Source organism: Mycetocola reblochoni REB411 (assembly GCF_900163835.1).
Taxonomy (GTDB): Bacteria; Actinomycetota; Actinomycetes; order Actinomycetales; family Microbacteriaceae; genus Mycetocola_B; species Mycetocola_B reblochoni.
The window spans coordinates 25,828-31,874 of the sequence record NZ_FUKR01000055.1 but is presented as its reverse complement, the minus strand read 5'-3'; the positions used below and the strand labels follow the sequence as shown (position 1 = coordinate 31,874).

Annotated in this window: 7 protein-coding genes; 4 read left to right on the top strand and 3 right to left on the bottom strand. The window is 68.5% G+C overall.

What is annotated here, in order from left to right:
* The first annotated feature begins 145 nt into the window (after positions 1 to 145).
* The 3 genes from FM119_RS09755 (at position 146) to FM119_RS09745 (ending at position 1,713) form a co-directional block, all read left to right on the top strand.
* A complete protein-coding gene (locus FM119_RS09755) occupies positions 146 to 721 on the top strand; it encodes an ECF transporter S component (RefSeq protein ID WP_179205285.1) in 576 nt (191 codons plus the stop codon).
* Between the two features lie 114 nt (positions 722 to 835).
* Entirely contained in the window at positions 836 to 1,066 is a 231-nt protein-coding gene (locus FM119_RS09750; protein WP_179205284.1) for a hypothetical protein, read from the top strand.
* Positions 1,067 to 1,182: 116 nt separating this feature from the next.
* Entirely contained in the window at positions 1,183 to 1,713 is a 531-nt protein-coding gene (locus tag FM119_RS09745) for a hypothetical protein (protein WP_087137601.1), read from the top strand.
* Here the strand turns inward: FM119_RS09745 and FM119_RS09740 are convergent.
* Complete coding sequence (locus tag FM119_RS09740; protein WP_087137599.1) at positions 1,710 to 2,771, bottom strand: bile acid:sodium symporter; 1,062 nt, start codon at positions 2,769 to 2,771, stop codon at positions 1,710 to 1,712. The two genes, FM119_RS09745 and FM119_RS09740, sit on opposite strands and share 4 nt — an antisense overlap.
* Before the next feature lie 195 nt (positions 2,772 to 2,966).
* On the opposite strand from FM119_RS09740, the gene FM119_RS09735 reads away from it, so the two are divergent.
* A complete protein-coding gene (locus FM119_RS09735) occupies positions 2,967 to 4,214 on the top strand; it encodes a sunset domain-containing protein (protein ID WP_087137597.1) in 1,248 nt (415 codons plus the stop codon).
* Positions 4,215 to 4,557: 343 nt separating this feature from the next.
* Here FM119_RS09735 and FM119_RS09730 read toward each other — a convergent pair whose 3' ends face one another.
* The gene (locus FM119_RS09730; protein ID WP_143822679.1) at positions 4,558 to 5,256 is read right to left on the bottom strand and encodes a hypothetical protein; all 699 of its coding nucleotides are present in this window, start codon (positions 5,254 to 5,256) and stop codon (positions 4,558 to 4,560) included.
* Positions 5,257 to 5,296: 40 nt separating this feature from the next.
* Positions 5,297 to 5,890 carry a hypothetical protein gene (locus FM119_RS09725; protein WP_218778764.1) on the bottom strand — a complete coding sequence of 198 codons (594 nt, stop codon included), beginning with the start codon at positions 5,888 to 5,890 and terminating at the stop codon, positions 5,297 to 5,299.
* Positions 5,891 to 6,047: the final 157 nt, after the last annotated feature.

The following is a 6,047-nucleotide window of genomic DNA, read 5'->3' as shown; positions in this document are numbered from 1 at the left end:
GCGTACGTGTCGGGGGCCAGGGGGCTGGAGTCGGTCACCCTTCAAGCGTAGGCCCGTCGGCCCCGCCCCCTCATCTCCTTCTCCGCGCTTCCGCGTTCGGCGAGGGGACGGCATGATCGGAGTGATGCCGACCCCAGGAGCAGCGATGACCGACAGCCCCCGACCCGTACGCCGCCGCACCGGCCGAACGCCGCTGGCCACGCGGGTCCTGCTCAGCTGCGCGGCGATCGGCGTGGCCGCCGGGGTCGTCCTCGCCCCCTTCACGGTGTGGGGCACGCTGATGTCGACGACCGTTCCGCTGGCGTACATGGCGCTGACGGGCGTCTGGCTGCTCGGCCCGATCGTCGCACTCGACCTGCTCCGCCTGCCGGGGACCGCGCTGATGACCTGCGTCGTCGTCGGCCTCATCCAGATGCCGTTCGGCGGGGCGGGGTCCATCGTCACCATGGTCATGATCGGGGCCGCCGTCGAGCTGCCGTTCCTGCTCACCCGGTATCGCGTGTGGGCGTGGTGGCTGTTCTCGCTCACCACGGCGGTGTTCCTTGCCCTGTACGCGTGGGCGGTGTTCGGCTACTTCTCCATGTCGGCGACCGCTCCGGTCGTTCAGTTCGCGTTCTGGGCCCTGGCGATTCTCAGCGGTCAGGCCGCGGCGGCGCTCGGCCTCGTCGTGTCTGCCCGACTGCGCAGGGCGGGCGTCGGGAGCGGGTCGCCGACCGGCTGAGCCGGCGCGGCGACGCCCCCGGCATCGGGCTCGGCGACCTGCCGCGGGTCGTGCACGAGGCGCGCGGGTGGCACGCGGGCGACGCGCGGACGGACGGTGCTCGGCCACCGTGCCGTGCCAGGGGTATCGTGGCGGTCGGCGCAGATGCTCAGCACGAGCCGCGTCGGGGAGGACGGCATGGAGATCATCGGATGGGCGGCGTTGGGCTACCTCGGAACGAACCTGCTCGCGCTGCTCGCCATCGGCGGTGTCGTCGCGATCGGGGTGCGCTCCGCCCCGCGCTTTCGTTCGGCTCGCGTCGGGAGGGACAACGCCGTCGGTCCCGAGCACGACGACGGGCGCTGACCGCCGCCGCGTCCACCGCGGCCACGATCGTCACCCGGCTTTCTCTGCGCGGCACGGGCTATGTTGGTCTCCGTCGGCGACCGGGCCGGCAGCATGAATACGCAGGGAGAACCACAGTGACGACGAGCAGGACCCTCCGGCCGACTTCCACGACGACGGGCCGCGCGGGGGCCGTGCTCGCCGCCCTCGCCCTCGCCGTGACGCTGAGCGGCTGCACCCCCGCGGCGTCGACGACCGACACCGGCAGCGCCGCGTCCGCTCCGACGGCCACCCTCACCCCGAGCGCCTCGCCCTCCCCCACGTCCGGCTCGGAGGCGAGCATCGACCGCGCCCTCCTGCTCGACCACGTGGCGCAGGAGCGCAGCTGCGACGGCGGCTCGCTCACCCTTGACGACGCTCCCGAGGGCGAGGTCCTGCGCGTCACCGGTCACTGCGACGAGATCGTCGTCCCGATGCGTGGCACGGTGCTCGTCGCCGACGACGTCGCCGAGCTCCGCGTCGAGAGCCACGACGTGCTCGTGTCGACGACCGCGCTCGGCGCGGCGGAGCTCCAGGGCGACGACATCGTCGTCGGCTGGTCCGAGGGAGACGCCCCCGAGGTCACGGACGAGGGCTCCGGCAACGTCGTGCTCGCCGAGCAGGGCTAGGCGCCGGGGTCTCCCGTCCCGTTTTCGGCGTTCCGTGCCGGGACCGTGCGCGCGGGCACCAGGACGGGGACGAGCCGGACGAGCACGACCATGGCGACCAGCTCGACGAGGGTCTGCGTGACCACGACCAGCGGAACGATGCCCGCACCGACGGGGATGGCGAGGGCAAGCGGGAGGACGACGAGGGAGTTGCGCGTCACCCCGCTGAACACGATCGCGCGCGTGGGCGCCGGCCGCAGCCCCGCGATGCGGCCGGCGACGATGCCGAGCGGCAGCATCAGCAACACGAAGACCACGAACACCGGCACGACGATGAGCAGCTCCCCCGCCCGGTCGCCGATGCCCCGGAGCTGTGAGGCGACGACCGCGAGCAGGACGAGCATCATCAGAGGGACCATCGCCCCCTCCGTCGTGCGCCCCACGACCGCCGCTGTGCGGGCGACCGTGGGGGCACCCCGCACCGCCGCGAGCAGTTGGACGCTCACCGCTGCACCGAGCGGCAGCAGGATGAGCACGACGAAGGCGTGCACGAACGGCCCCGGATCGACCGTGCCGCCGACGGCAGGTCCGGCCACGAGCAGCAGCACGGGCGGGATGAGCAGGGTCTGCGCCACCATGAGGACCGGCGCGACGGCGAGCAGACGATCGGCTGCGCCCCCCGCGATCCGGCAGAAGGCGATCACGTAGTCGACGCACGGCGCGAGGAGCACGAGCACGGCACCGACGAGCAGCCCCGGCTCCGCCGCGATCGGACGGGTGATGAGGAGGACGACGACGGGAACAGCGACGACGTTCACGGCCAGGACCGTGACGAGGAAGCGCACGTCGCGGAGCGAGGCACCGATGGTCCGGAACGGTACCGTCAGGAAGGTCGCGAACAGCAGCAACGCGATCGCGGGCTCCACGACCGCCGCGAGCCCGTCCGCCGCCGGGACCAGCCAGCCGAGCAGCGCCCCCGCGCCCAACGCGCCCAGGTAGAGCGCCACCTGGTGCGATTCCAGCCAGCGCACTGCGCGTGGTTGCCGGTGTGCGGGGGCAGCGCCCGTCACGGGCGTCATGCGGCCGTCGTCTCTGTCATCTCGGCCGAGCGTAGCGCGACACCGGCGCCTGCCCCCCGTTCGCGGGCGATTCGCGCGTCGCCACGCCGTGACGCGGCGCCGGGCGATCGCGACGGTGCCACACTGAGCGCACCAATCATCTGTGTGCCCGGCCGCGTCCTACGCGGCCGGGCACCTCATTCCCGAGGATCCCCCATGGCACAATCCCCCTCCGGCGTCGAGACGGTCAGGGCCGCGAGACGGCACCGTCGAGCACCCCTCACCGGCGGCGCGGTCGTCGCAGCGCTCATCGTTTCCGGCCTGGTCGTCACCCCGGCCGAGGCACGCACGACCGCACCGGCGACGCCAGGCGCGTCGAGCAGCGTCTCGTCCGGCCCCGTCTCCGGCTCGTCCGTGTCGCCGACGCTCGTCGCGCAGTCGGTCACGGCCGATGGCACCGTCCCCGCGGACGGCCCGATCTCCGTCACCACGTCGATCACGGTCGCGCACGCCCCCGAGGGTTTCGCGCCGACCGTGACGCTTCGACGAGAGGGAAGCACGGCGACCGTTGCCCCGGCGACGCTGACGTGGCAGAGCTCGGCCGGCGAGCAGAGCACCTGGAGCGCGGTGAGCACCGTCGGGCGGGATGCCAGGCCCGGGATCTGGACCGCGGTGCTGTCGTCGCTCGACGGTCTCGACACGACGCCGGTCGTCCTCGGCAGCATCGTCCTCGCCGACGGGGTACTCATCGCCCCGACGGCGACGCTGAGCGGGACGAGCCGTGTGGGCTCCTCCCTCACGGCTGGGCCGGGAAAGTGGAAGGACGGCACGAGCCTCGGTTATCAGTGGCTGCGCAACGGTTCCGCCATCGCCGGAGCGACCGGGGGCCGTTACACGCTCGTCGCCGCCGACGCCGGCGCACGGATCAGCGTCCGGGTGACGGGCTCGCTCGCGGGCTACACGTCCTCGTCCAGCACCTCCGCCTCGACGTCGCCGATCGAGCGTCTGACCCTCACGGCGGCAACGCCGAAGCTCAAGGGCAAGACCACCGTCGGCTCCACCATCTCCAGCACACCCGGCACCTGGACCAGCGGAACCACCCTCAAATACCAGTGGAAACGCGACGGCGCCGCCATCACGAACGCCACAGGCAAAAGCTACAAACTCACCCCCGCCGACGCCGGAAAACGCATCACCCTCACCATCACCGGCAGCAAGAACGGCTACACCACCACCCACAAAACCTCCGCCAAAACAGCGAAGATCAGCCGGCCGGCTCCGCCGAGCCGCACCGGCCCGAACTCGTGGGGAGAGTGCCCGTCGTACGCCCCGATCAAGGGAAACGCGAGCTCGATGATCTACCACGTCCCCGGCGGTAGCTACTACGACCGCACCAATCCGGAAGAGTGCTTCTCCACCCGGGCGGCGGCGGAGAGGGCAGGCTACCGCGCCTCGAAGCGCTGAGAACGCGACCTGCACGAAACGGACGGCGCCCCCGCCGGTGAGACCACCAGCGGAGGCGCCGTCCGTCGATGCGGGCCGGGCGTTTAGAAGTCCCAGTACTCGTCGCCACCCGCATGATTCCGGGGATTCTCGGCAGTTATGGAGTTGTCGTGCCCCCAGCGTGCCACTGTGAAATGGGCCTCACGTCCACCGTTGTCCCGCGGCGGACGGGTCACGTCTTAGCCTAATCTCGCGCCGCTCAGACGGCAATAGGGCCAGGTTCACGCTGGCGCATGTACCCATTCCGCGAGCGCGATCCGCCACAGCTACAATTTACGACTCGACCGAACGGACTGTTGCCATTTCATGCGGGCTCACCCATTCCACCCGGGAAAGGACCCGCGACGAAAGCCAGAAACCGAAGCCCCACATCCGAGATCCGATGCCCCCCTTCAATTGCGCTGGAAAACATCGTCATATGGCCACCACCTCGTGTAAAGATCGGACGCTCCTCAACAAGGCCCCGAGCCTGAAGATCGGCAACGTAGAGGGTGACCTCGGCGCCTTCACTAACGATGGCGCCGAGAGAGTCAAGCGCGATGTACTCGCCACCGGCATCCGAGAACTTGCGAAGAACTCGGACGTGCGTGTCAGTAAGTTCATCGATGCAGCGCATGAACACCAGTCGGAGGTCCGTATCTACTGCCGCGTCCAACCCAATATTGAAGAGCGCATTCTGTAGCGACCTGTGCTTCTCCTGCGATGCCGTCGTCGTCGCTACTCTGGCAGCCTTGACCGCAGCTTCGTAGAATTCCGGCGCGGCAGCGAGTTCCTCCGCGGATAGGCCATCTACCTTGTCTGCAAGCATATTGACAACCTCGGCCAGCTCGCTCAAATATCCATTGAGGCGTTGCTGCTCCTGTTGGGCAAAGGTCTTTTGGAAACCTATCGAGAGCCAGCCACCAACGACTGGCACTAAATTGAGCGCACCAGCGATCGCGACTTCAGCGACGTCTCTTCCACCCGTCTCATCCATCGGGGGCGGTGGGACTAACTCACTCATGGAACTACCTCCTGCTAACCACTCGGCAGACCATCGCGGCCTAAGCGACCGGGATGGACGTCCTGATGGGAACGTGCAGTTGCGTTGCAATTGGCGTGTAGAGGTCTACGCCCTGTTCCTTGGTCTGAAGCGAAAGGAGAAGCGCGTAGCGGACCGGCAAATCCCGCCGGTCCTTGCGACCATTATTCTTCCACCAACCACCAACCGGGTAGATTGCCACGTTATTACAGTGCGCCAGCTCTGCCCCAGTGCCAGTCCACTCGTCCTGGTGCAAGGATCCCAAGTGCCGCCCGCGTTCTCCGAGGAACCAGCGGTCCGACTCACTTGATCGCGAACCGCCTTCCTCATTCTGCGCCTCGCGATTGACGCGCTGGAGGAACTCTGCCTGGTTCTCCGTCCTGCCTTGAAGATCAAACCGTAATCCATGCGAGGCGTACGCGTACTTGTTGCGCCAGCCACGACGTGAGGCGGATGGCTCGATGAAATACGACAACGTTACACGAAGGCGCACTTCCGCAGAGCCCAGGTCGCGAAGGATATCTTCTGGCCACGGCAAAGGATGGAGACGGAAGTTCCTCATCGAATACTTGTCACCACTGAATGGGGCGAAGCTGTCTTGCGTAATCAGAGTCACGGCTCCGCGCGCCGAGTTCAGCACCGCGTCTTCAGAAGGCACACCCCACCCGAATTGACGCAACAGAGTTTGACGTGCCCCTTTGCCGGCTCTTCCCAGATGAGGGTGTAGCGCACGTCGCGCGGCGGGCCGGCGCGTCGGTGTCGGGGTGAGGGTC

What these genes read in the sequence shown, in the direction of transcription:
- FM119_RS09755 (WP_179205285.1), top strand. Translation starts at nt 146, where the DNA reads ATGACCGACAGCCCCCGACCCGTACGCCGCCGCACCGGCCGAACGCCG.
- FM119_RS09740 (WP_087137599.1), bottom strand. Translation starts at nt 2,771, where the DNA reads ATGACGCCCGTGACGGGCGCTGCCCCCGCACACCGGCAACCACGCGCA.
- FM119_RS09735 (WP_087137597.1), top strand. Translation starts at nt 2,967, where the DNA reads ATGGCACAATCCCCCTCCGGCGTCGAGACGGTCAGGGCCGCGAGACGG.
- FM119_RS09730 (WP_143822679.1), bottom strand. Translation starts at nt 5,256, where the DNA reads ATGAGTGAGTTAGTCCCACCGCCCCCGATGGATGAGACGGGTGGAAGA.